Origin of the sequence: Mesorhizobium sp. M1E.F.Ca.ET.041.01.1.1 (genome assembly GCF_003997355.1) — a bacterium.
Taxonomy (GTDB): domain Bacteria; phylum Pseudomonadota; class Alphaproteobacteria; order Rhizobiales; family Rhizobiaceae; genus Mesorhizobium.
Genome location: NZ_RZSL01000005.1, coordinates 17624 through 41702 on the forward strand (window position 1 = coordinate 17624; position 24079 = coordinate 41702).

Here is a 24079-nt window from a genome sequence, read left to right on the forward strand (position 1 = left end):
CAAGCAGCTAGATACGACAGGTGACCTCAAATGAGGCGTCTTGCATGGCTTCTACACCTGCCTGAATGCCAGAACTGCGTTCGTACCGCCCATGGCGAAGGCGTTGCTCATGGCGACGCGCACCTTGCGCTCGCGCGGCACATTGGGTGTGATGTCGAGGTCGCAAGCGGGATCTGGCTCGCGATAGTTGGCGGTCGGCGGCACGACGTCCTCTTGGATTGCCATCACGCAGGCGATCATTTCAAGCGCGCTCGCTGCGCCGAGGCAATGCGCGTGCGTGGACTTGGTGGAAGAGATGGACATCGAATAAGCGTGGTTTCCAAACACACGCTTGATCGCCGCCGTTTCAGTCTGATCATTGCTTTTGGTACCGGTGCCGTGCGCGTTGAGGTAGTCGACGTCCTCGGCATTCAGCCCGGCATCGGCAAGGCAGGCGCGCATCGCCGACGCTGGCCCCTCGACAGATGGCGCGGCAATGTGGAAGGCATCGGCGGAAAGGCCGACGCCGGCGATCTCGGCAAGAATTGCGGCACCACGCCTCGTGGCATGCTCGTAGCTTTCCAGCACGGCCATGCCCGCACCCTCGCCCAGCACCAGGCCCTTCCTATCGGCGGAGAAGGGCCGGCAGGTATCGGGTGAAAGCACGCGCATTGCTTCCCATGCTTTCAGCACGCCCCATGCGAAGGGTGCGTCGCTGCCTCCGGAAACCATTACGTCGGCCCGGCCCAGCTTGATCTGGTCCACCGCCGAGGCGATCGCATGGTTGGCCGAGGCACATGCGGAGGTCACCCCGAAGACCGGCCCGCGCAAGCCGAGGCTCAAGCTCACCTGGCCGGCGGCGGCGCTTGGCATCGTTTTGGGTACAGCGAGGATGCCAACTCGCCTCGCGCCGTCCAAAAGGAGGGCCCGGTAAGTTTCCTCCATCACATCCCAGCCCAAGCCGCCGACGCCCACTGTCGCGCCGAAGCGATGGGCATTCCCCTCGTCGCAGGAAAGTCCGGCCTGCCGCATGGCTTCGCGCGCTGCAAGCACGGCGAGCAAGCTGAAGCGGGCCATGGAGACGAACTGCTTGCGATTGATGTCGTGCTGGGGCAGCGCCTTGATCTCAGCGCCGGTCATGCCCTCCAGGTCATGAAGCTCGGAATTGGCGATCGGGCCGATGGCGGAGCGGCCTTCGCGCATCTCTTTCCACATAGAGGCGGCGTCGGTGCCCAGTCCGCACAGGCCGCCCACTCCGGTGATAACGACGCGCCTGTCCATTCAAGCCTCCTTCGCAAGCAAGCCGCGGACGGCTTCCACGACGTCGCCGACATTCTTGAGATTGGACCAGGCATCGGCCGTGTTCATGTCGATCTTGATGCCGTAGGCCTGCTCCACATCCCAGAGGACGTCCGCCAAACCCAGCGAATCAAACCCGAGCGCGTCCAGTTCCGTGGCGATTGTTATCTCGCCGACGAATGACGTAGGCATTCCCTCACCGCTCTCCGACTCGGCGCGTTTCTTGATCAGGGCAATGACGTCCGTTGCGAATTGATCGGCCATTCTGTTTCCTGTCTTTCTTTCCCGCGTTTCGACCTGGACGCGGCTCAGTTCCTGAGGCGCGCCGCGTCGCGAAAGCCATCACGCTTGGGCAACTGACAAAGCCCAATGCTCATAAAGCCGGATCAGGTCCGGCCGGTGTGTGGCGTAGGTGCAGTATGACGATGTGAGCCGCTACACCGTGCGCGTCTCCCAGTCTGTCCATAGGCTCGGAAGAAGTCGGACCCGGTCAGTTGCAACTCCCTTTCCCAGCACTCCACTGCCCGGTAGAGCGCATGAAAAATCTCCTTTCGGGCGGTTTCTTAAGACGCTCGCCACGCCATGAGGCAGTGGGGGCATCGGTGTGCGTCAGGTGCTTCTGCCCATGCAGGATTCCAGAACATTGATGAAATCGTTTGTTTCGATGAAAGGCATCCACACTTTGGATAGTTGACCACGCGTTTCAAAGATCGTGAACTACATCTCGTCGTTGTGCTCGACGCACTCCCGACAGAGCGCAACCTCATGGGCGCGGCATGCAGGATTAACCGAGCCCAGCCGGTCATGAGTGCGGCCGGCGCTCGGCTGCTCGATTATTTGCGCGATAAGCTCGCGACCATGTCCGCGGAGGTATTCAAACTTAACGCTGCGTCCGGGAGCTCTTGCCCTCCAGTTCGCGACGCTCTCCCGCCCATCCAGTGCTCGTTTATTTCGTCGGATAGTTTGACCCGGCTCTACCGAATCGCCGCTTCAGGATCATTCTTCCCGATTTCGTCACGCTCGTATTTTCTGCCGCGTCCTACACCGATTGGGCGCGAACAAAACTGAGCGCCTTGGAACCCGAACCCGTGCGTCGTGACCGGGAGCATCCGGGGCGAACTCATCCGCTCGGGGGCATCGCATCACCGGACGGCGACAGGCACGGTCGACCGGCATCTCGGCATCGGCTGGGAATTCGTCCATGGTCTGCATTGGCGACGACGCTTCCTGAGGCCACGTAGCCCTTATGCCAAGCTGGGCGCCCGGTTTGCGGCATCCGTGCCTACCCTCTTCGGACCTCGTGGGTTCCAACCGGCGACGAGGCGTGCATAGGCGCCCTCGGCCTGCTCCACCCAGCGGCGCTCTTCTTCCCGGTGGCTCTTTATGTTGTAGGCGTGCGCTCCCTTTTGGCCGCGCACAGCCTTGCTCCCGGCCTTGAGTTCCACATCGCGCAAGCTTCTTGGCATGCAGGGAGGGTCGAGCCTACGCGTAACTCTCGCCCTTCTCAACAGATGACAGATCACGACAGAGAGTTTGCGTGCGGTTGCCACGGCCGCGACATGCTGTCCGCGCCGGGCTCGCACGCCGCAGGGAGAAGGCTCGCAACGGTCCGGGAGCACGAGCGGCCGCCCAGGCCGCCTCGACGAGCATGCCGCGCGCATGACCACGGCCCTGCTTGGTGATCCGCCCATGGTAGGCCGGACCTGGCCGGACTGCTGGACGCTTGGGTTCAACCCGAGATAGGTCACGAGCTTCTGCGGATCGTCGAAGCGCGACACGTCGCCGATCGCCGCCCTTCATCGCCAGCGCGACGGTGATGTCGACGCCGGGAATGGTCATCAGCCGCTTCACGCCTTCATCCTCGAGAGCCGAGCGGACAAGATCGCGTTCGATGACCTGGAGGTCTTCGCCCAATCGGTCGAACTCGCGCAGATGCCCATCGATCGCGAGGCGCTCGTCCTGCGGTACGACCTGCTCGATTACCAGGTCCGACCCTTGGCGCCGCACAGGTCGGCATGCGGGCAGGACGGATCAGGTGGCTATGAAGGATCGACTGGATGACGCTCTTCAATCGAGATCTCTGTCGGACAATCTGATTGCGCCGTGTCACCTGTCGACGCAGAGCCTGCGTCGGCTCGTCCGCAATCCAGACTTCTGGCAAGAAGCCGCTGGCATAGAGCTGCGCAAGAACGTCGGCGTCGATCGTCGTTTTGATCTTGGCATAGGCAACGATAAACACCTGTTTCGGCTTGGCGATCCCCACCTTCTTCACATGCGGCGCAATCACAGCTGCAGCGGACGTCGCGCTGCCGGTGGCCTCGATCACCCCGACATCGTTCGGCGACAGCTTCGCGGCGAACGCCGCCAGCAGATCGCGCCGCATGTCGACGCGGCCGAGTCGCCTGAGCCTGCCCTCCTCCCATGCCACTGCTTCGGCGAAGGCGCGGTGAATATCCAGTCCGATGATAAGCATGCCCGTTCCTCCTTCTTGGCTCGGTCAAAGACGGGAGCTGGCGGGCAACACGACATCTACTGATCCGCGCTCGCAGCGCATCCGGGAAAGTCGCCAGGGGCGGCCATGTAACGAGCTCGGGCTCTCAGCCCACGGTCTATTGACGGCCTGCCTGCACCTTTGTGCTCCCGGTGCCCCACGTCCCGGATGGGCTCACCATAAGGGCGTTCCAAAACAAGAACAGCAGGACGAGAAGACACCACAGATCACATACCGGATAGCGGCAAGGCCAAGCGCTTCGTTCAGATAGGCTTGCGCCAATGGGCTTAGGCCGAGCCTACAACAGCTCTCAAAAACGCTGCCGGACTGCTGCATTGGCTCGCCGATACAATTGGCACAGGCCTCACGGCAGCTTAGGATCAAACCGCCCATCAGTCGCCTCGGACTGGAAAGGTGCACCCTATTAGATTCCACGCCCAGCTAGGTCGGGGCCGCCGAAGACGCTGGTTGATAGCCCGGCGCCATCGGCCCGGCGTTTCAAACTGCCAATCTCTGACCTGCACAGTACGAACGATTGCTCGCTTCGGCAGATCACGCGGCTCATATGTCGGACCTTAACGTCATCCATCATAAACTTTTTGCGACAAAAGATTGCAAGAATGCTAAATTGTTAAAGTCGTTTGTTTCGGTTAAAGGCATCCATCCCATGGATGGCTGATGACATGCGTTTCAAAGGACTTGATCTAAATCTCCTCGTTGTGCTCGACGCACTCCTGACGGAGCGTAATCTCTCGGCGGCGGCACGCAGGATCAACCTGAGTCAGCCCGCCATGAGTGCGGCCGTCGCCCGACTGCGCGATTATTTCCGCGATGAACTGTTTACGATAAGAGGTCGCGAACGATTTCTAACCCCGCGTGCGGCAGCATTTGCCCCCGCAGTTCGCGACGCTCTCCAGCACATCCAGTGCTCGATTATTTCTTCGGATCCGTTTGACCCAGCTCGAGCCGATCGCCTCTTCAGGATCATTCTTTCCGATTTCGTCACGCTCGTGTTTTTCGAAAAGCTTGTGGAGCGTATTTCACGGGAAGCCCCCGCCGTCAGCTTCGAACTGCTGCCTGTCGACGATAGCCCCGATGAGCTTCTCCGGCGCGGTGACGTCGATTTTCTAATTCTACCGGATATGTTCACGTCGAGTGTGCATTCAAGCATTGCGCTGTTTGACGAGAAGCTCGTGTGCGTAGGCTGTCCCACAAACAAGCAGCTGCCACAGCAGCTTACATTCGAGAGATACATGTCGATGAGGCACGTCGCGGTCAGGTTCGGGCGTACGATGAAGCCGTCTATCGAGGAATGGTTTTTGCTTGAGCATGGCCTTAAGAGACGTGTCGAGGTCGCCGTGCAGGGCTTCAGCATGATTCCACCTATGGTGTCCGGCACAGCTCGTATAGCGACCATGCCCTTACGGCTGGTCAGGCATTTCGAAAAAACGTTCCCCCTGCGGGTTATCGAACTTCCGCTGCCATTTCCCACATTCACCGAGACCCTCCAATGGCCGGCCCTCCACAATAGCGATCCGGCAAGCATCTGGATGCGGGAGATAATGATACAGGAGGCATCTCGGATGGCTGCCCCGCTGTGAACCCTCGGAAAATTCAGGCGCACCTATAGTCACTACACCTGTCACCATCTACTTTGACGACAATAGCCCTCGCCGGATAAAGTCGATGCTGGCGGCAAGTGCGCCTGCGAGATCGTCCAGAGAATGGACTTCCTCGATCAGCTCGAACGAGAAAGGTCCCGCGTAGCCGCCATCCAGCAGCGCCTGAATCTGGCTGCCATTGTCGGAACCTGCAAGAAAGCGATCGGGGTAAATCCAGAAGGTCGGGTCGTTTACGCTTGAAATGTGCACCAGGCCGGTAAGCTCGCAGAACAGGCATGTCTCCCCGGCCAGGGTGTGGTGGAACGTGTCGTGCACGAGGCGAAAGACGGACTGGCCATCAACCGCGGCAACGGCCTCGGCCGCTTCCTTCTTTGATCGAAGCGAGCAGGTTCGGAAACCCAGCGGCTCGATGAGACCGATCAGACCCCGCGACTGGAGGATTGGCTTGATCTCGTTTAGAGCGAAACGAAGATTGTCCTGGCGCTCGCTATTGGTGGGCCACGAGCTGCGGTTGGCCGGCACCAACACGAGCGTCTCTGCCCCGCACGCCGTCGCATAATCGGCGAGGTTGCTTGCCTCGGCCTGACGCGTTGGAGTCCAGTCGTTGAACCGCTGCAAGGCGTTGACAGAGATGATCGTGACGCCCGCTTCGGTAGCGGCAAACCGAACGTCCGCAGCCGGAATGCCGCGTGCGACAGGATTGCTGAAATGAGGGTAACGGATTTGGACGTCGGTCAGGCCTTGGTCACGGGCAAGCGCGAAAAGCGCACTGACGTCAAGGCGGGGCGCCGCCATGTGATCGAGTGCAAAGCGGGGCGATACCTGGCGCATTGCTTGACTTTCCTTCCATGAAGCGCGGCTGCCATTTCGGCATCCGGCTTCTTTCAAGACGGAACCACGCCGGTTCACAGATCGGACAGAGACGGCCGAGTCAATCGAGCTTTCCTTTCATCGGTGAAAGGAAAATGGGCGCTCATGATAGAAATCCATCAAGGTCAAATATTTTCCGGAAGATAAATGTCGAACGGCAGAAATGTCTGCCCCGGGCTCTCCGCGACGCCGGCTTTGATGGCCCGCTCCATTGCCATTATCAGCTCCTGGCAAAGTCGGCGCATTGGCGTGCCGACCGCCATCGTCAAGATGTCATCCGCAAGCGCCCCACGTGACTGCGGCGTCATTTCACTCACGATCGCGACGAGATCCTGACCGCTCCCCTCTTCTCGGAGCGCGGAAATTGCTCCCTCTATACCCCCGCCGGCCATATAGAAGCCGACGAGCTCTGGTTCCCGCTGCATAAGATCCAGCAATTTTTCGTAAGTGAGCTGCCGTTCATCAAGGTTCACGAGCGGATCAAGCACCTCGAATTTGGGCGCGTTCTCACGAAAATAGGCACGAAAGGCCGTTTCCCGCGTCGCATGCGCCTGGAAGCGATGGCTTCCGACAAACACCGCCACCTTGCCGGGCCGTTTTGCGGCCTTGGAAAACACCCAAGCGGCAGTCCGTCCGACCTTGCTGTTGTTGAGGCCGATGTAGCCCTCGCGCACGCCATCGGCGAAGTCGGATAACAGCGAAAATACCGGGATACCTTTCGCCTTGAGCTCCTCGACTGATGCTGTGATTTTCGGGTGATCGGCCGCCACCATGGCGATCGCCTGGCAGCGGCTTCCAAGGTCCTTAAGAAGCGGGAGCAGGTCACGCGGCAAATGTGACTGCGCGAACTCGATGATCGGAAGGCCGTGGAAGGATTTAGCCATACTGACCGACTCTTCAATATTGCGAGCGAAATCTTGGTAAAAATCGTGGGCAGGTTTTCTCAAGATGAAGCCCAGCTTGTAGTGCGGCAGGTGCTGCTGCAAGCGCTGTTTGATGAGACCGGCAGCATGATAGCCGATCGCGTGCGCGGCCGCATGGACCCGCTGGGCGGTCTCCTCTCGCACCGGAAGGCGGACGTTCAGAACCCGATCGACTGTTGCTACGCTGACTCCGGCTTCGCGGGCGAGATCGGCAATTGTGACGCGCTTTCCCCTAGCGATTCTGATCGGCCGGTCCTCCGTCATCCGGTGCGATCCCGCGACGGCTTGGGGCGGCAAGCTGAAATAGTTACCACACCCCACGGTTGATAACGCATTCGACGAACAGCGCTCCATGCGGACCCAGATGAGTTTCCGTGAACCGTTCGTTTGCTTAGGGGCTTCATGGTGTTGTATTACTCTCCGCGTTAGTACACTATTTCCAGCGCTCTTTGGAGGCCGGCAATTCGACTGCTGTGAAGGCCGTGACTTACACGTCGCGCTATTGCTTGCTTGCGGGGAGCCCGTTTGATGTAACCCTAACCGCGGAAAGCGGCTTCCATCCGGGACTGGTCCAATTCGCCTTCCCAGCGAGCGACAACGAGCGATGCCACCGCATTACCGACTAAATTCGTCAGCGCGCGGCATTCCGACATGAAGCGGTCCACGCCAAGAATTAGAGCCATTCCGGCAACGGGAACACTCGGCACGACAGACAGAGTAGCGGCCAATGTGATGAAGCCGGCGCCGGTGACGCCTGCCGCACCCTTCGAGGAAAGCATCGCAATTAGCAGCAGGAGGATCTGATCGGCAATTGACAAATCTGTGTTCGTCGCCTGCGCGATGAAGAGGGCGGCGATCGTCATGTAGATATTGGTGCCGTCCAGATTGAATGAGTATCCAGTAGGGATGACGAGACTTACGACCGAACGCGCGGCGCCGGCCTTCTCCATCTTCTCCATGAGCGAGGGCAGCGCGGCCTCCGAGGAGGACGTTGCCAGGACAAGCAGCAGCTCGTCCTTGATGTAGCGGACAAGAGAAAAGATCGAGAAGCCGTTGCAGCGGCAGACCACGCCGAGAACCCCGAACACGAAGAGGAAGGCGGTCAGATAGAACGTCGCGACCAGTATCGCGAGGTTGGCCACCGAACCGATTCCGTATTTGCCGATCGTAAAGGCCATAGCGCCGAAGGCGCCGATGGGTGCAGCCTTCATCAGAATGCCGACGAGCTTAAAAATGGGGGCGGTGAGCGCCTGGAGAAAGGTAACGACCGGCCTGCTCGTCTCTCCGGTCATCGCCAGAGCAATGCCGAACAAGACCGAGAAGAACAAGACTTGCAGGATGTCGCCTTCCGCGAAGGCACTGGCAATCGTTGACGGGATGATGTTCATCAGGAAGCTGGTCACGGACTGCTCGTGAGCCGTGGCCACATAGCCCTTAACGGCTTCGACATCGAGCGAGGCCGGATCGATGTTGAGGCCGGCGCCAGGCTGAACGATATTCGCGACAATCAGCCCGACAACGAGTGCAAGCGTCGAGAAGGTAAGGAAATAAACCATCGCCTTGGCGGCAACTCGGCCGACCTTCTGCAGATCGCTCATGCCGGCAATGCCGGTCGCAATTGTCAGGAAGATGACAGGTGCGATAATCATCTTGATGACTTTGATGAAGGCATCGCCGAGCGGCTTCAGGCTTTGGCCGGTTTCCGGATAGAGGTAGCCAATTGCGGCTCCAAGGACCATGGCGGCAAGTACCTGCACGTAGGTCCGGGCAAAATGGCGCTTGCGGGGCGCTGCGATCGCGCGGGGGACTCTTGGAACCAACATCGTTTCTCTCTCCCTGACCGGATCGGGGTGGGGGCTCCTCCTTCTCCCATGCTGCGCTCCGGTCGAGCGCTGCTGTCATCTCGGAGCAAGCGCCGTGCCAACTGGACGCCTGTCCCGTCCAGCGAGATTGGTGCAGTTGCGCACTGGAACCCTCCACCTTGCCGGAATTCTGCACTCGAGGCTCGCCAAAGATCGCGTCTGAGGAAGTGCTTCATCAGAGAGGGAATTGACCAGGTCGCCTTGCGCCCGTGCCCTTTGATGTTCGCCGCAGATCGACTGCCGGTTGCCTTGGTGACTTTGGTTTGTCAGTTTTGGAACGGAATGCGCGCAAACTGCAGGATATCCTACACGCCCATCAGAGCACGCGGTACAAGCGATTAAGCGTAGGAGCGCATTGAATCTCCGAGGTCAAAAAATCTTGAATAAGGTCCGCGTGCGAAGTGAATCCGCAACTCGTCAAAGTTCTCCACCGTTTGATCAAGCGGTCGCGTTTCCTGGCGCTGCAAGATGGCGTTATCTGATGGCTCAAGCGCTGGAACGCCCAGGAAATCCCAAACCGCTCCCAAGCATTGGGCAGGTTCGTGAAGTAGGCTCTCGTATTCCATTACAAGCAGGTTGGTCGACGTGAAGGAGTCCATAACGCGAGCGTGAAAATCGTCGGCGGCTTTGAAATAAGCCTCACAGTCGGCGATTGACAACCTGACGCTCGGTGGCCGAGCGGTATCGTTGTCCGAGCTGAACTTCAGCCACTGACCGCTTTCCCTGGCCTGCACAAAGGATCGGAGCGATTCCAATACGTTTCGGCGAACAACGAGGATGACCTTGAGTGCTGGCCAACGAGCTAATTCCGCAAAGAATGCTGGACGCTCGCGAAACTGAGGTTCATTGATCTTGCAGCCAAGATGCGTCACATTCTTGTAGTCGCGCATAGGGCAGCGCACATAGGCAAGCTCAAGAAGCTCGCGATCCGTGCCTAGCAGGCGATCCGTGCTGGGCCAATTGGGATCATATTCGTTTAGCAACTCACCGTTACTCAGAACGGTCGGATGCTCGTTTAGCAATTCTTCTAAATAGTGTGTTCCGGTCCTTGGCATAGCAAGGATCACAAAAGGCTCAGGAGTTGGTTCGTTGTGGGTCATTGCATGTGTATCCAACTAAATAATGGCCGCGACGGTCTGGGGACGCGCACAAGAAGCTTGGCTGCTATCGCTTGAACGCTCCGGGTGGGTCCGCGCGCCTCACCACCCAGCCTGTACTCCGAGGTGTGGTCGCGAAGATGGGCGCGTGCCTGCAGCGGCTGGGTGGCGCCCGGCTTCGGCGTTGTTGTACCACTCGCGATTCCTGGCACACGCATGCCTCCGGGCCGCTGGGGGCAGTTTGCAATCCGGCATTGCGGACCTCCTTCTCGTTGATGGGCGTAGGTAAGCGTCAACGCATTAGTCGTCGATGAAACAGTCCAGCCGACAGAAAAAAAGGCAATACAGCGAACATGCAAAGTGCGCCTATATGCAGCCCTACATTGTCGCCCAGGCGGCCGAGCATCACCGGACGGATTAGATCGATAGAATTCGCCAGCGGCGAGAAGGCCGCAATCTGCTGAAACACTCCTGGCAATTGGCCGACTGGAAAAACCGCGCCCGAAAGGAACAGCATGGGTGTGATGACAAGCGTCTGATAGAAAATAAAATAGTGATAACTGGGCGCGAGCGCGATGACGAGCATGGCCAGGCTCGCAAAGGCGAACCCGGTGAGAGCGATGACCGGCAGCACGTAGAGAACCGACGTCCACGCGGCATAACCTAGCGCGGCGGCAACAATCGCAATTGTCGTACCGGCCAGAAAGGCCTTTGTGGCTGCCCAGGTCAATTCACCGAGAACGATGTCGCCGAGGGTAAGTTGTGTGTGCAGGATTGCTTCCCAAGTGCCCTGATCGCGCATTCGACCGAAAACCGCGTAAATTGTTTCGAAGGTTGATGCTGTCATCGCGCTCGTCGCAACCATGCCGGCTGCCAGAAAGGCGATGTAGGATGCACCTTCGATGCGGCCTACCAACAGTCCAAGGCCAGTGCCGAGCCCGAAAAGGTAAATCATCGGATCAGCAAGGGTGCCGAGCATTGAAGCAAATGCCACCTTCTTCCATGCCAGATGATTGCGGCGCCACACCGCGATCCAGTTCCAGGCGTTGGCGGGTAGAGCGGCCGCAAAACGTTCACCCATTGCTCACTTCTCCATCTCACGTCCGGTTAACCTCAAGAAAACGTCCTCCAGACTGGGTGGACGCTCTAGAATACGCAGACCCGCTCGACCGCGAAGCTGGATGCGCACATCCTCCGGCTCAGGCGCATAGCAAAAGAGCGTCTCGCCGCTTACCTCGACACGCTGAACGTACGGTCTGATCAGCGAAATCAGCTCCTGTGGATTGCCGCCGAAGATCTCGATCACGTTGCACCCAATGTACTCGTCGATCAGCGCATGAGGACTGCCCTCGGCGATCTTGCGTCCCCGCTCGAGAACACACAGCCGATCACAAAGCCGCTCAGCCTCTTCCATGAAATGGGTGGTCAAAATGATCGTTTTTCCGCTCGCCAGCAGGAAACGAAGTCGCTCCCAGATCAGATGGCGGGCATGCGGGTCGAGGCCGGTCGTGGGCTCATCCATCACAAGCAACTGGGGGTCGTTGATCAGAGCACGTGCCAGCGTCAGGCGCCGCTTCATCCCGCCGGATAGCAGGCCGACACGTGAATCCGCCTTGCTCTCAAGGCGAGCGAACTCGAGGAGCCGTGGGATGACGGCGTTGATCTCTCTTGTACTCATGCCGAAGTAGCGCCCGAACACCAACAGGTTCTCGCGTACCGTAAATTCCAGGTCGAGATTGTCGAACTGCGGGACCACGCCTATGCCCTTGCGGGCCAAGCGGCTGCGTGCCGGCACTGGTAGACCGAGGACTGTTATATCACCCGCGTCAGGCCGGGTCATACCGAGGAGCATACGCGCAATCGTGCTCTTGCCTGCGCCGTTCGGCCCCAGCAGACCGAAGCACTCTCCCGATGCAACGGTGAAGGACAGCCCGTCCACAACGAGCTTGTTTCCGAATAATTTGGTTACGCCGGTAAGGTCGATTGCTACATTGGACATGCGTCTATCTCAAGCGGAATGAGTCCGATTGGCCACCGGCAGCTTACTTGCGAATTCTGGTTCAGAGCAGGCCACCGCCTTGAGATGGCACCTTTGGAAAGTCGCGGCCGGAGCGACGCGTGTATCGCTTCCGCCAAAGAATAACGTCAAGATGCCACGTGTCGCTTCCAGATAGTTCCCGTTCTGACCATAGGTAACTCGAAAGCTTCACCCCGTGTCGACTGACACAACTTACTCGGTCACTCGGCGCTGCAAGGCCGTCAGACTTCACCAGCTGTGAGCGAAAGATCTGCAGTATGAAGTGACTCCGCAATTCCAGAATTGCCCGCAGCATTTGCTCCGGCAAGCGGCATCGCGCTTGTGATTTCCTTTGTGCTCCTGTTGGGCAGGGGAACACTTTTACGCGACAGCCAATCGCTATTGCTCAATGTACACAGGGCGTAAGCCTTCAAGGGGATCAACAGGAATATCCTGATTAACGCGTGCATTGAATAGCCGATGAATCGAAGCTGCCGAGTGCGGAAAGATAACACCGTAGATCTGATTATGGTCATCGTGACAATAGCCAGCACCGTCCACCAATTTACTGTATGTGAAAATAGTAGCTCACCGAGCGCCGTTACTACCGCGATGCCGAGCAACAATGGGCCGAGATTCTCTCCCATCACATCCAAAGTTAGATAGCGATCCAGGCCACGCAGTAGACCTCGCGCAAGCATCGTGTCCCGGAAGGTGCTTCGTGCCCAGCGGAGTTGTTGGCGCAAATAAGGTCCCATCTTGTCCGGAACGACTGTCGCCGCGACGGCACCTGGAACGTACTCGGTTCGAAAGCCTGCTTTCAGCATGAGGATCGTAAGATGACGGTCTTCACCGAAGTCGCTTGGTTTCCCCCTGAACAGCTGCGTCTCGTATTGATCCAGCAGAGAAAGGAGACAAGACCGGCGGTACATTGCACATGGGCCGCAGCAGCACATGACCGCACCAAAGCGACCTTGCGCCGCGCGCTCCTCATTGCAAGCCAGCCAGTATTCCATATCGATCAATCGGGTCAACCAAGTGTCGCTGCGGTTGTATGCCGTCAGCTGGCCCATGGCCGCTCCGACCATGGAATCCCGCATTTTTACTGCAAGCTTTGTGATGACGTCGGACGCAAGTGTCGTGTCAGAGTCGACGCTGAGCACGAAATCTCCAGATGAGCGGCGGATGGCGGCGATCTGCGCCTTGCGTTTGCCAACATTCTCGCGGAGCAGAATGAAATTGAATCTCGGGTCGCCCTCGTAGGCGTGATGTACCGGGATGACGGCATTACGATTTCCAGAACCGTCGTCAACCAGATAGACCTGAAATGTTCCGGCGTAATCTTGATTTGCAATGGAAGCTAAACACGCCGCGAGTGTGCGCGGGTCCTCATTGTAGCAGGGGATAATGACATCCACGCTCGGCCAACGGTCGGATCCGAACAAGCTTTCCGACGGCGGCGTAACATTTTCCGGTTGGGAGTAGACCGCTTGCATGCCTCTGTAAACAGTCGAGAGCACCGCATAAGACGAAACGGCAACAGTACTGGCTGTGGTGAGAAGGTCCATAGGATCTCTGTTTGTTCAGGGGTGTTGAGGAAGTGATCGGATTACAAATCCGCGGCCGTGCAATTCTGGAATTAGGCGTGACAACGCTGTCACCGTCTGGTCGCGCAGACTGGCTTGATTGCCTGGTTGCAATTCGTCGGGAGCGCACCCGTCGTGCAACAGCACGATTGCGCCCGGCCGGATATCGGCGAGCACTCTGTCGACGATGGCGTCAACGCCGGGGCGAGACCAGTCGCGTGGATCAATGGACCAATGGACGGGCGCCAATGCCGCACCCGCTGATGCAGCGATTACTTCTTCGGTCCAGATGCCATACGGTGCACGAAAGTACCGAACCATGGCCTGCGGGCAAGCCATCCCTATGACTCTGTTTGCCTCAACTATCTGGCAGTCGACTTCGACGGACCCGCATTTGGCCAGGTCCGGATGAGTCATCGTGTGGTTGGCTATACCGTGCCCGTCTGTAATAATTCGGCGAACGAGTTCCGGCTCGTCGGCCGCGTAGGCCCCAACAACGAAGAAGGTCGCCGTCACCTGATGTTGCGCCAGCACATTGAGTATCTGCGGTGTGAAAAATGAATTGGGACCATCGTCAAACGTCAGATAGACGCTGCGCTCTGCAGTGCCATCGGCATTGTCACTCTGCCCTTCGCATATGTAGTCCAGAGGCTTCATAGTTCCGGACCGTTCCGGTCGATCAGGGTACCGGACGGCCACTCGTCCATCGAGCGTCCGATCGGCGAAACCAACACGAGTACGTCTTCCAGGCGCGTGGGCGGCAGGTCGGGATGCACATCTGGACGGGTCGATCGTACGCGAACGCCCGACACAATGTTCGCGAGGCCGGCTCTGCAGAATCTTTCGACATGGTTTCGCAGCGCGTGCCGAACCGTGCCGAAAGCGAATGGAACACCCAACTGATGGAGCACTGGGTACGCCACGCGCATCGAAAAACCGATTCCGAGCCCTTCAAGATCCGGACGAACCGCGTACAGGCCCAATTCAGCGACGATCAAGTCGACCTCGCCAACTTTGATGAAGCGCCGCAGCATGCCGATGTGAGCCGCTACCCCATGCGCGTCGTAGCCGATTGCGCGGAATTCCGGCCTCGCGCCGGCCCAACTGCGGCCGCCTTCGAATGGCTCCGCGTTGAAGGCGCCAGTCCGTCCATAGGTCTTTCGAAAAAAGTCGGAGAGTTCGACATGGTCGGCCAGTTGCAGCTCATTTTCCCAGCACAACTTCCAATCGACATTCGGGCGCATGGAAGACCTCACCTTGGAGCTGTCTGGTTGAGATAAATGTCCAAGCATTGGTTAAATAATTGGCATCGCACCAACGGGGCGTAACTTGTGGAGACCGCCGAAAGACCAAGCCGTAATGCAGATGCGACTGACTTTGTGCGCCCCGCACACCAGATGATGCTCCTCGGATCCAACGCAACCATGGGAACTACCTATCTTTCCAACTTGAAGCGCCTCTATGGGACCTGCAGCAAAAACGGTAAAATCCTTTGTTTAGATGAAAGGTATCCACGCTTTGGATAACTGGGCGAATGCGTTCCATATGGCTGGTCAATTATCGTCGTCACGCTCGAGGCACTTCTGACGAAGCGCAAAGCTCACGCCCGCGGCACGCGCGGCCGTTGCCGGGCCGCGCGATTATCTCCGTAAGAGCCGAGCGGAGCTCAGACACGACGATTGATCAGAATCTGATTCGCGGGTTCAGTATCTCTTTCGTGTATCCAGCTCTGGGCTGTCCTTTGGCGGGAGTTAGGTTCGCCCAGGTTCTGAGCCTGGGGCGTCGGCCCGTTCGCCGCACAGGCTCCTTCGCACATCGTCGAGGCCGAGAAAGAGGGGGCCACACAGCTCCCCCTGTACTTTCCACCACCCGACACCAGCGCTCACCCAGGGCGCCGGCCTTGCTCACCTCAACGGATAGCGCACTCGCGCCGCTTCACGATTAAAAGAATTCTACAAGCAGATGCCTGTTTGATCGTGAGACGTCCGCTGCCAATTCCCGCATCGCAGAGGCAGCCAATAGCGCTCGCTTCACATAGTGGTCCGGCAAGCAGCTAGATACGACAGGTGACCTCAAATGAGGCGTCTTGCATGGCTTCTACACCTGCCTGAATGCCAGAACTGCGTTCGTACCGCCCATGGCGAAGGCGTTGCTCATGGCGACGCGCACCTTGCGCTCGCGCGGCACATTGGGTGTGATGTCGAGGTCGCAAGCGGGATCTGGCTCGCGATAGTTGGCGGTCGGCGGCACGACGTCCTCTTGGATTGCCATCACGCAGGCGATCATTTCAAGCGCGCTCGCTGCGCCGAGGCAATGCGCGTGCGTGGACTTGGTGGAAGAGATGGACATCGAATAAGCGTGGTTTCCAAACACACGCTTGATCGCCGCCGTTTCAGTCTGATCATTGCTTTTGGTACCGGTGCCGTGCGCGTTGAGGTAGTCGACGTCCTCGGCATTCAGCCCGGCATCGGCAAGGCAGGCGCGCATCGCCGACGCTGGCCCCTCGACAGATGGCGCGGCAATGTGGAAGGCATCGGCGGAAAGGCCGACGCCGGCGATCTCGGCAAGAATTGCGGCACCACGCCTCGTGGCATGCTCGTAGCTTTCCAGCACGGCCATGCCCGCACCCTCGCCCAGCACCAGGCCCTTCCTATCGGCGGAGAAGGGCCGGCAGGTATCGGGTGAAAGCACGCGCATTGCTTCCCATGCTTTCAGCACGCCCCATGCGAAGGGTGCGTCGCTGCCTCCGGAAACCATTACGTCGGCCCGGCCCAGCTTGATCTGGTCCACCGCCGAGGCGATCGCATGGTTGGCCGAGGCACATGCGGAGGTCACCCCGAAGACCGGCCCGCGCAAGCCGAGGCTCAAGCTCACCTGGCCGGCGGCGGCGCTTGGCATCGTTTTGGGTACAGCGAGGATGCCAACTCGCCTCGCGCCGTCCAAAAGGAGGGCCCGGTAAGTTTCCTCCATCACATCCCAGCCCAAGCCGCCGACGCCCACTGTCGCGCCGAAGCGATGGGCATTCCCCTCGTCGCAGGAAAGTCCGGCCTGCCGCATGGCTTCGCGCGCTGCAAGCACGGCGAGCAAGCTGAAGCGGGCCATGGAGACGAACTGCTTGCGATTGATGTCGTGCTGGGGCAGCGCCTTGATCTCAGCGCCGGTCATGCCCTCCAGGTCATGAAGCTCGGAATTGGCGATCGGGCCGATGGCGGAGCGGCCTTCGCGCATCTCTTTCCACATAGAGGCGGCGTCGGTGCCCAGTCCGCACAGGCCGCCCACTCCGGTGATAACGACGCGCCTGTCCATTCAAGCCTCCTTCGCAAGCAAGCCGCGGACGGCTTCCACGACGTCGCCGACATTCTTGAGATTGGACCAGGCATCGGCCGTGTTCATGTCGATCTTGATGCCGTAGGCCTGCTCCACATCCCAGAGGACGTCCGCCAAACCCAGCGAATCAAACCCGAGCGCGTCCAGTTCCGTGGCGATTGTTATCTCGCCGACGAATGACGTAGGCATTCCCTCACCGCTCTCCGACTCGGCGCGTTTCTTGATCAGGGCAATGACGTCCGTTGCGAATTGATCGGCCATTCTGTTTCCTGTCTTTCTTTCCCGCGTTTCGACCTGGACGCGGCTCAGTTCCTGAGGCGCGCCGCGTCGCGAAAGCCATCACGCTTGGGCAACTGACAAAGCCCAATGCTCATAAAGCCGGATCAGGTCCGGCCGGTGTGTGGCGTAGGTGCAGTATGACGATGTGAGCCGCTACACCGTGCGCGTCTCCCAGTCTGTCCAAAGGCTCGGAAGAAGTCGGACCCGGTCAGTTGCAACTCCCTTTCCCAGCACTCCACTGCCCGGTAGAGCGCATGAAAAATCTCCTTTCGGGCGGTTTCTTAAGACGCTCGCCACGCCATGAGGCAGTGGGGGCATCGGTGTGCGTCAGGTGCTACTGCCCATGCAGGATTCCAGAACATTGATGAAATCGTTTGTTTCGATGAAAGGCATCCACACTTTGGATAGTTGACCACGCGTTTCAAAGATCGTGAACTACATCTCGTCGTTGTGCTCGACGCACTCCCGACAGAGCGCAACCTCATGGGCGCGGCATGCAGGATTAACCGAGCCCAGCCGGTCATGAGTGCGGCCGGCCGGGTCGGGCGATAGGCAGTCATGCCCTGCCCTTCCTGCGGGTCAAGCACTCCGAAAAAACATTTCCCCCATAAATGCTAGATCTTCCGTTGCCTTTTCGCGGGCTTCTGCGTGAGGTGAGGCACGCCATCCATGGCATGTGGCACACGCACGCGATGCCAGTGCACGGTCGTTTTCTCGGCAAGGCCGTTCTCTACCTCGACCCGCACGCGCTCGCCCTGACGGACCCGGATTTCCGGGCCTGGAACGGGCCTTCGGCGCGCAATCGAGCCCGGTTCACCCGGCCCAATGGCGTCCACTTTGGGGGCGCATGCACTGCAGACCCGCTGGACCTGATCCGGGAGAGGATGGGCGCGGCGATTGGAATAGCTATGAAAGCGCATCGGACCGTGGAACTGCGCGCGCAGACTTTCGGAGGAAGGCTCGCTTTTAAACGTTATCGTGCAACTCTGACCGTTCTTCGCCTTGGCGGGTGCCGCGGAAGAATCCCGGGTTCTGCGAGCGCTGCGAGAACACCTGCGGTCGATCCTGTACCACAATCTCGCGAAGCTCGATGCTCTCTACAAACGATGTCTTGGATTCTCACGCCCTTATTTCAGCACTTCGCTCGCTTGCCCGACTCGGCCGCGGTCAGCCTTCACCGCCAATTTTATTGGCGCAGCGACGTTCCTATCGGTTCAGGCGAAGCTTCTTGAACCTGCCGCTCTCTCGTTGCCCTGGCACGATTAATCGTCCTCTCAGTCTGTCATTGGCGGAGTCGCTCCTGAGGCGCGCGCCGGCGAGTTCGAGGAGCGCGTGGCTATCTCCTCGGTCCAGCCGGATTCCGCTGCGCGCTCAGCCAATTCCTGGAAGGCCGATTCCAAGGCGAGCTGGCATTGAAGGCCGCGGTCCGGATGGTCGACTAGCTTGGTTCCACGATCGCAATGCTTGATCGCTTCATTGCAGGCCATGGGCTCTCGCCCTCTCCTTTTGCCACACGAGGCGCCAGCTCACGTGTTGTGCGCCCCGGCAACCGCTTTCACCAGCCGCTCCAGCGATCCCGCGCGCTCCAGCTCCGCAAAGAATGATGCGGCGTGACGCTACCCAGCCGGTGCTTCTCGGCCATTTGCACACATAGGGATAGTCGACCATGAAATCGGACCGAGGCGAGGCGTTGGACGTTTCAGTCTTGGTCTGAATGCGCCGCCCACGAGCCGATCGGCCTTCTCGATGATTTGGCGCACCCTCGTTGTCGACAAGCCATGTTCCTGAGCCAGGTCGGCGAAACTCTTGCCCTTCAGAAAGCCGTCGACCAGGGCTATGTTCCTATCGACGGTCGGCTAAATCCCAGCAGGCGCGCGCAGTTTTCCGGCATCATTCCGTTTGTTCATCCGCTTGTCCGCGCCCCCTGCAAATCCTACCGGGCCAAATCGGTGCTTGGAAGACCCACTCATGTCATGGCCTCGGGAAAGTACAAGGCCGACGGTTATGTGAATACGAAAGATGCTGGCGATCACCATGATCGTTGGTGACCGCTGACCTCCCCAATGTCGGCTTCGACGGCACACCGGGAGCTCTCGGCAATGTTGAATAATTCCGTTTGAAGATGGTTGACTTCGTCGTCGAGGCTCGATCCATCAGGATCGGTATCGACGATTCTATATTTGAGAAACCCAAATTCGTTTGACTCGCGCAATTCGCTGTACGGCGTATCATCGCAAGCGCGGGATTCCGACATCCTGCGAAGTGCCCGCGTTGCTGGAATCGATTTTGCGGAAGTAAAAAGGCCCCGGCGCTGGGTCGGCGCGCAGGGCCTTCAGGCATGTACGAGCTACCAGCATGTCCAGTTATGATCGTGCGCTATCATAATGAACAAACGGTGAATGATCGCTATCCGAGGTGCAGGGCGGGCGAGATGGTGGGGCGGTGGGGGACCTGTACCGCTGCAGCGGGGCCACGAGCAGCGACTCGAGCCATGCGCCACGCTGCAGGACCTCGATTTCGGGCCAAGCCTCGAGCCCGCAACTCGCCTTGCTTCTCGGAAATCATAAGGCTTTGTGGGGCGGTTAAGCAGCGCGATATGGCCGCGGCGATACGAAGTTTTCATCTTTACCCTGTTCAGACGGTCAGGCTGCCTTCGCCGCCGGCTTGGCTGCCTTGACATGGGTTATACTGCGGCGACCGTCGACGCCGATCGGAACGTCACCGTCAACCGTAGCGCGACGCACAACCCGGTGCTGGTCGCCATAGTCGTTGACCGCATAATGCTGGTTAGCACGGTTGTCCCAGATAGCGACGTCGCCTACTTGCCAGCGCCACCGCACGGTATTTTCCGGGGCAGTGACGTAGGACTGGAACACCTCGTAGAGTTTGGCGGAATCGCTCTTGGAAAGGCCGACGAGGCGCTGCACGAAATTGCCGAGCAGCAGCGACTTCTCCCCGGTTTCCGGATGGACGCGCACGACCGGATGCTCGGTCTCGTAGATCGTCGATGTGAAAACTTCCTCGAAGTGCTTCTTCTCTTCGGCTGTGGCGCGCGGGCGCACGGCTGCGTAGTCGTAGGCATTGCTATGAATAGCCCACAGATTGTCCGCCAATATTTTGAGCGGCGCCGGCAGATTCTCGTACGCGGCGTGCGTGTTGGACCAGATCGTGTCGCCCCCCGCCGCCGGAATGACGACGCCACGTAGGACCGAGAATTTCGGATAGGCATCGACGAAAGTCACATCGGTATGCCACTGGTCTGCCCTGCCACCGCCACGGCCGGAATCGAGATTGAGGATTGAGGCCGTGCCGGCTGCCGGCCCCTGCGTGGGATGAGGTACAAGGTTACCCAGACGCCGCGCGAACAATTCCTGCTCCGCATCGTCGAGATGCTCCTGGCCGCGGAAGAAGATCACCTTGTGTTTTAGAAGAAGCTGGTTGATGGCTGCTATCGCTGCGTCCGAAAGGTCTCCACCAAGGCGAACTCCTCTGATTTCAGCTCCAACACGGCTGGTCAGCGGTACAACGTCGGAGTCAGGAATTCTCTTCGTCAAGCTCGAAAGCCAAAATCCCGGCGGATCGATCAAGGATCGCATTGCGTTGTCGATGATCGTTAATGCCGAACAGCGTGGCCAGCTCGCGCCGGGCGGTACAATCATCGAAGCGACCGCTGGCAACACAGGGCTCGGCCTGGCCTGGCGGCACGAAGCGCGTGATCGCGTGTCCAAAAGCTGACAGCGTCAGACAAATGTCAGGTTCATTACAACCAACATCTGGGCACTGACGAGGTTTTTCGAAGCAATGGGCGCTAACTGCGCGCTGAGCGCGTTGGCATGGCTTTTGAGACTGAGTGACTGTGACTGCACTTAATGGGGCAAGACGAGCGATGCGCTCCTCCCTGAACCCGTGTGCCGTCTCTGAGAGGAAACCAGCTCGTGCAGAAACCTTTGGAAATAGCTTTGGACCGCAACGTGGTATTGCAGATGGAGTCCCCGGCTCCTTCGATTAGAGTCGAGAACTGGCTGCATGGCGAGCCCCTCACGAGCTTTGAGCCCGGCAAGTGTACATAGTCGAATTTTGGGCAACTTGGTGCGGCCCATGTGTGGACGGGATGCCCCATCTGATCCAGCTGCAGGGCGTCGCCAGGCGCGCCATCTGGACAGCAGGAGCTGGACTATGGGCAAGGTAACAGGCTTTCTCGAAATCGACCGGCAGGTGCACAAGTACCAGCCGGCCTCCGACCGCATCCGGCATTTCCGTGAATTCACGCTGCCGATGTCGGACAAGGAGGTCGAGAAACAGGCCGCGCGCTGCATGGATTGCGGCATTCCGTTCTGCCACGGGCCAACGGGCTGTCCCATCCACAACCAGATCCCGGACTGGAACGACCTCGTCTACAATGGCGACTGGGACAATGCGATCCGCAACCTGCATTCGACCAACAATTTCCCGGAATTCACCGGCCGCATCTGCCCCGCACCTTGCGAGGAAGCCTGCACGCTGAACCTCGAGGACATTCCCGTCGCCATCAAGACGGTCGAGCAGGCGATCGCCGACAAGGCTTACGAGACCGGCCATATCAGGCCCTATCCGCCGGAGAAGAAGACCGGCAAGCGCGTCGCCGTCATCGGCTCCGGCCCGGCCGGCATGTCGGCTGCCCAGCAGCTCGGCCGCGCCGGCCACGACGTCCATGTCTATGAGCGCGAGAGCCGGCCCGGCGGGCTGATGCGTTACGGCATTCCCGACTTCAAGATCGAGAAGCACTATATCGACCGGCGCATCGAGCAGATGCAGGGCGAGGGCGTCACCTTCCATTGCGGCGTCAATGTCGGCGTCGACAAGCCGGTTGCCGAGCTGCTCGCCGAACATGACGCGGTGCTTTATTGCGGCGGTTCCGAAACGCCGCGCGCGGCCGGCATTCCCGGCGACGATCTCGGCGGCGTGCATGACGCGATGCCCTATCTGGTGCAGCAGAACAGGCGTGTCGGCGGCGAACCGATCCAGTCGGTGGCGTGGCCGTCGCATCCGATCCTCGCCGGCGGCCAGCATGTGGTCGTCGTCGGCGGCGGCGATACCGCGTCCGACTGCGTCGGCACCGCCTTCCGCCAGGGCGCGGTCCGCGTCACCCAGCTCGACATCCGTCCGCAGCCGCCGGAAAAGGAAGACAAGCTTTCGGTCTGGCCCTACTGGGCGACCAAGATGCGCACCTCGTCCTCGCAGGCCGAAGGCGCCGAGCGCGAGTTTCAGGTGGCGACGCTCGAGTTCATCGGCGAAGACGGCCAGCTGACCGGGGTCAAATGCTGCGAGGTCGACGAAAAGCGCAAGCCGATCGCCGGCAGCGAATTCGTCATTCGTGCCGATCTCGCGTTCATCGCCATCGGCTTTGCCGGGCCAGCCGCTCGCGGGCCGGTGTCGGAACTGGCCGGCCAGATGAAGATCGCCATTGACAGCCGCCGCTCGAAGAATGTCGAGGCCAATGACCGGGACTACAGGACCAGCGTCGAAAAGCTCTATGCGGCGGGCGACGTGCGGCGCGGCCAGTCGCTGGTCGTCTGGGCGATCCGCGAGGGCCGCCAGGCGGCGCGCGCCATCGATGAGGCGCTGATGGGATCGAGCGTGCTGCCGCGCTGAGTCCGTCTCGAGACCCTACTTGTGCGGCCACCTGAAGGCGCTTTCCGCCCTTCCGCTGCCCCGGGCAGCTTACGGACTGATCGCCGTGGTCGTTTCGGTTGTGGCCCCGGCCGCAGGCTGCCGCCTTGGCGGCCAAGAAAAATCGTCGGCGCGGCCGGGCGAAGCAGCGCTGGGTTTAAGTGCTTGGGGTGACACGGCGTGATCTCCGCCGTTGGCGGGAACAGGGCAGTGCAATAGTACTGCCCTGTTCCTTTTGATCAGAGGCCAGTGCGGATTTCTTCGGCAAGCGCCCTCAACGTCGTCTCGACGTCATCGCCGTTTGCCATCTTCTGCATCGCCACGGCCCATGCGTTCATGGCTTCGCCGAAGCCGACACGCGGTGTGAAAGCCAGCGCGGCTTGATCCTGTATCTTTTTGAAGCTGTCAACGAAGTTGTTGAACTCGGGCTGCGAAGCGTACTTAGTCTAGGTATCGTCCTGCCAGGTCGACGTGCGCGGCGGATTGACGAGCTGGCCAGCAAGGGCACCCTTGAGCGCCACCTGCTTGGAGGTGGCCCACGGGATGAACAGCCAGGCCGTGCCCTTCTTTTCGGAAGCCGCGTTCATGGCGAGAGCCCAGATCCAGATGTCAGAATCCAAGCTCGTGGCGCTCGGTGCGTGCAGCGGCGGAGCGAAGGCGATCTTGCCGGATGCCGGCTTCCCCGCAACATCGTTCCAGAAGCCGAACATTTTTGAGTCGATCGTCATCGCGGTGCGGCCGGACGAGATGCCGTCCACGACCTGGTTCCAGTTATCATTGGCGAAGGAAGGAGCCGCGCACTTCTTGATCATGTCCGAATGTAGTCGTATCCAGCATCGGTAAGCTTCGGATCACTCAGGTATTTGTCCAGCAGGCGCCACTCGGAGCGAGGTCCTACGCGGGCTGAATGCCAGTGCCGAACACATCCCATGCTGGCGACTTCGTCGTCAGTTGGATCGTCATCTTGTTCCAGTAAGAATCGTCTGGGTAGAGTTCCGGCGTGACCTTGATGCCGGGTCAGCTTCTCGAACTCCGGAAAGTTGCGCAGCGAGAGCATCCGCATAGGGGTGGATGTCGT

General features: G+C 59.5%; 19 protein-coding genes and 5 pseudogenes. 6 read left to right on the plus strand and 18 right to left on the minus strand.

The features are described from left to right. Positions 1–51 precede the first annotated feature (51 nt). From EOA38_RS01385 to EOA38_RS41080, 4 genes and pseudogenes are all read right to left on the minus strand, one after another. A complete protein-coding gene (locus tag EOA38_RS01385; RefSeq protein ID WP_127298281.1) occupies positions 52–1260 on the minus strand; it encodes a beta-ketoacyl-[acyl-carrier-protein] synthase family protein in 1209 nt (402 codons plus the stop codon). Then, entirely contained in the window at positions 1261–1542 is a 282-nt protein-coding gene (locus EOA38_RS01390; RefSeq protein ID WP_126057635.1) for an acyl carrier protein, read from the minus strand. Between the two features lie 1218 nt (positions 1543–2760). Further along, on the minus strand, positions 2761–3285 hold the full coding sequence (locus EOA38_RS41075) for a transposase (protein WP_245265439.1): 525 nt from the start codon (positions 3283–3285) through the stop codon (positions 2761–2763). Positions 3286–3376: 91 nt separating this feature from the next. Next, positions 3377–3751, minus strand: a pseudogene (locus EOA38_RS41080) (IS110 family transposase); the annotation flags it as partial. A gap of 701 nt (positions 3752–4452) precedes the next feature. Here EOA38_RS41080 and EOA38_RS01400 point away from each other — a divergent pair. Then, complete coding sequence (locus EOA38_RS01400; RefSeq protein WP_024505887.1) at positions 4453–5370, plus strand: LysR family transcriptional regulator; 918 nt, start codon at positions 4453–4455, stop codon at positions 5368–5370. 48 nt (positions 5371–5418) lie between these two features. Here the strand turns inward: EOA38_RS01400 and EOA38_RS01405 are convergent, their stop codons facing one another. The 11 genes from EOA38_RS01405 to EOA38_RS01455 all read right to left on the minus strand — a co-directional run bounded on the left by EOA38_RS01405 (position 5419) and on the right by EOA38_RS01455 (position 17334). Next, positions 5419–6222 carry a TIM barrel protein gene (locus EOA38_RS01405; RefSeq protein ID WP_024505888.1) on the minus strand — a complete coding sequence of 268 codons (804 nt, stop codon included), beginning with the start codon at positions 6220–6222 and terminating at the stop codon, positions 5419–5421. A 164-nt stretch (positions 6223–6386) separates the two neighbouring features. Further along, the gene (locus EOA38_RS01410; protein ID WP_024505889.1) at positions 6387–7448 is read right to left on the minus strand and encodes a LacI family DNA-binding transcriptional regulator; all 1062 of its coding nucleotides are present in this window, start codon (positions 7446–7448) and stop codon (positions 6387–6389) included. A 272-nt stretch (positions 7449–7720) separates the two neighbouring features. Further along, a complete protein-coding gene (locus EOA38_RS01415) occupies positions 7721–9007 on the minus strand; it encodes a dicarboxylate/amino acid:cation symporter (protein ID WP_126063813.1) in 1287 nt (428 codons plus the stop codon). 377 nt (positions 9008–9384) lie between these two features. Beyond that, positions 9385–10146: a sulfotransferase gene (locus tag EOA38_RS01420; RefSeq protein ID WP_024505871.1), complete on the minus strand. Its 762-nt coding sequence runs from the start codon at positions 10144–10146 to the stop codon at positions 9385–9387. Between the two features lie 289 nt (positions 10147–10435). Continuing rightward, entirely contained in the window at positions 10436–11224 is a 789-nt protein-coding gene (locus tag EOA38_RS01425; protein ID WP_029356621.1) for an ABC transporter permease, read from the minus strand. 3 nt (positions 11225–11227) lie between these two features. Then, positions 11228–12142 carry a nodulation factor ABC transporter ATP-binding protein NodI gene (nodI, locus tag EOA38_RS01430; protein WP_024505873.1) on the minus strand — a complete coding sequence of 305 codons (915 nt, stop codon included), beginning with the start codon at positions 12140–12142 and terminating at the stop codon, positions 11228–11230. A 260-nt stretch (positions 12143–12402) separates the two neighbouring features. Next, positions 12403–13728 carry a chitooligosaccharide synthase NodC gene (gene nodC / locus EOA38_RS01435; protein ID WP_032899868.1) on the minus strand — a complete coding sequence of 442 codons (1326 nt, stop codon included), beginning with the start codon at positions 13726–13728 and terminating at the stop codon, positions 12403–12405. A gap of 15 nt (positions 13729–13743) precedes the next feature. After that, the gene (nodB, locus tag EOA38_RS01440; protein ID WP_126057632.1) at positions 13744–14403 is read right to left on the minus strand and encodes a chitooligosaccharide deacetylase NodB; all 660 of its coding nucleotides are present in this window, start codon (positions 14401–14403) and stop codon (positions 13744–13746) included. Next, positions 14400–14990 (minus strand): NodA family N-acyltransferase, encoded by a 591-nt coding sequence (locus EOA38_RS01445; RefSeq protein WP_024505875.1) that lies wholly within the window; start codon positions 14988–14990, stop codon positions 14400–14402. The genes nodB and EOA38_RS01445 overlap by 4 nt, the downstream gene beginning before the upstream one ends. Before the next feature lie 853 nt (positions 14991–15843). Further along, positions 15844–17052 carry a beta-ketoacyl-[acyl-carrier-protein] synthase family protein gene (locus tag EOA38_RS01450; RefSeq protein ID WP_127298281.1) on the minus strand — a complete coding sequence of 403 codons (1209 nt, stop codon included), beginning with the start codon at positions 17050–17052 and terminating at the stop codon, positions 15844–15846. Further along, positions 17053–17334, minus strand: a complete 282-nt coding sequence (locus EOA38_RS01455; RefSeq protein ID WP_126057635.1) for an acyl carrier protein — start codon at positions 17332–17334, stop codon at positions 17053–17055. 426 nt (positions 17335–17760) lie between these two features. Here EOA38_RS01455 and EOA38_RS40110 point away from each other — a divergent pair. Next, a pseudogene (locus tag EOA38_RS40110) lies at positions 17761–17886 on the plus strand (LysR family transcriptional regulator); the annotation flags it as partial. A gap of 104 nt (positions 17887–17990) precedes the next feature. On the opposite strand, the pseudogene EOA38_RS01460 reads toward EOA38_RS40110, so the two are convergent. After that, positions 17991–18137: pseudogene (locus tag EOA38_RS01460) on the minus strand (multicopper oxidase domain-containing protein); the annotation flags it as partial. A 993-nt stretch (positions 18138–19130) separates the two neighbouring features. Here EOA38_RS01460 and EOA38_RS38910 point away from each other — a divergent pair. Next, positions 19131–19400 carry a hypothetical protein gene (locus EOA38_RS38910; protein ID WP_024504272.1) on the plus strand — a complete coding sequence of 90 codons (270 nt, stop codon included), beginning with the start codon at positions 19131–19133 and terminating at the stop codon, positions 19398–19400. Positions 19401–19994: 594 nt separating this feature from the next. Here EOA38_RS38910 and EOA38_RS01470 read toward each other — a convergent pair. Beyond that, entirely contained in the window at positions 19995–20948 is a 954-nt protein-coding gene (locus EOA38_RS01470; protein WP_024504271.1) for a TauD/TfdA family dioxygenase, read from the minus strand. Here EOA38_RS01470 and EOA38_RS40115 point away from each other — a divergent pair. The 3 genes and pseudogenes from EOA38_RS40115 to EOA38_RS01485 form a co-directional block, all read left to right on the plus strand. Beyond that, positions 20863–21048 (plus strand): annotated as a pseudogene (locus tag EOA38_RS40115) (pyridoxal-phosphate dependent enzyme); the annotation flags it as partial. The gene EOA38_RS01470 and the pseudogene EOA38_RS40115 overlap by 86 nt on opposite strands. Before the next feature lie 275 nt (positions 21049–21323). Continuing rightward, a pseudogene (locus EOA38_RS01480) lies at positions 21324–21487 on the plus strand (thioredoxin domain-containing protein); the annotation flags it as partial. A 41-nt stretch (positions 21488–21528) separates the two neighbouring features. Continuing rightward, on the plus strand, positions 21529–22983 hold the full coding sequence (locus EOA38_RS01485) for a glutamate synthase subunit beta (protein ID WP_024504270.1): 1455 nt from the start codon (positions 21529–21531) through the stop codon (positions 22981–22983). Between the two features lie 464 nt (positions 22984–23447). Here the strand turns inward: EOA38_RS01485 and EOA38_RS40120 are convergent, their stop codons facing one another. Beyond that, positions 23448–23813 (minus strand): extracellular solute-binding protein, encoded by a 366-nt coding sequence (locus tag EOA38_RS40120; RefSeq protein WP_245454714.1) that lies wholly within the window; start codon positions 23811–23813, stop codon positions 23448–23450. Positions 23814–24079: the final 266 nt, after the last annotated feature.